This is a genomic window from Vibrio wakamikoensis (genome assembly GCF_050337275.1).
Taxonomy (GTDB): Bacteria; Pseudomonadota; Gammaproteobacteria; order Enterobacterales; family Vibrionaceae; genus Vibrio; species Vibrio chaetopteri.
Genome location: NZ_JAKJST010000062.1, coordinates 1 through 654, shown reverse-complemented (window position 1 = coordinate 654; position 654 = coordinate 1). Strand labels below are relative to the sequence as shown.

At 52.3% G+C, this 654-nt stretch carries 6 tRNA genes; all 6 read left to right on the top strand.

Going from position 1 to position 654, the window contains the following annotated elements:
- Positions 1–6 precede the first annotated feature (6 nt).
- The 6 genes from L4C42_RS23490 (at position 7) to L4C42_RS23465 (ending at position 654) form a co-directional block, all read left to right on the top strand.
- A tRNA-Met gene (locus L4C42_RS23490) sits at positions 7–83 on the top strand.
- Between the two features lie 30 nt (positions 84–113).
- Positions 114–189, top strand: a tRNA-Gly gene (locus L4C42_RS23485).
- Between the two features lie 58 nt (positions 190–247).
- Positions 248–324: transfer RNA gene (locus L4C42_RS23480), tRNA-Met, on the top strand.
- Positions 325–354: 30 nt separating this feature from the next.
- Positions 355–430: transfer RNA gene (locus L4C42_RS23475), tRNA-Gly, on the top strand.
- A 41-nt stretch (positions 431–471) separates the two neighbouring features.
- Positions 472–548, top strand: a tRNA-Met gene (locus tag L4C42_RS23470).
- A gap of 30 nt (positions 549–578) precedes the next feature.
- Positions 579–654, top strand: a tRNA-Gly gene (locus L4C42_RS23465).

The following is a 654-nucleotide window of genomic DNA, read 5'->3' as shown; positions in this document are numbered from 1 at the left end:
TACGGACGCGGGGTGGAGCAGCTTGGTAGCTCGTCGGGCTCATAACCCGAAGGTCGTCGGTTCAAATCCGGCCCCCGCAACCAAATTTAATCAATAGCGTTTGCTGTTGATATGCGACACTAGCTCAGTTGGTAGAGCGCAACCTTGCCAAGGTTGAGGTCACGAGTTCGAACCTCGTGTGTCGCTCCACTTTTCTTCAAGGTGGAAAATATAGTTTTCATCGTACTTAACGGTGACACAATACGGACGCGGGGTGGAGCAGCTTGGTAGCTCGTCGGGCTCATAACCCGAAGGTCGTCGGTTCAAATCCGGCCCCCGCAACCAAATTTAATCAATAGCGTTTGCTGTTGATATGCGACACTAGCTCAGTTGGTAGAGCGCAACCTTGCCAAGGTTGAGGTCACGAGTTCGAACCTCGTGTGTCGCTCCAAATTAATAAGCTCTCATCATGCTTTGAATGGTGACTACGGACGCGGGGTGGAGCAGCTTGGTAGCTCGTCGGGCTCATAACCCGAAGGTCGTCGGTTCAAATCCGGCCCCCGCAACCAAATTTAATCAATAGCGTTTGCTGTTGATATGCGACACTAGCTCAGTTGGTAGAGCGCAACCTTGCCAAGGTTGAGGTCACGAGTTCGAACCTCGTGTGTCGCTCCA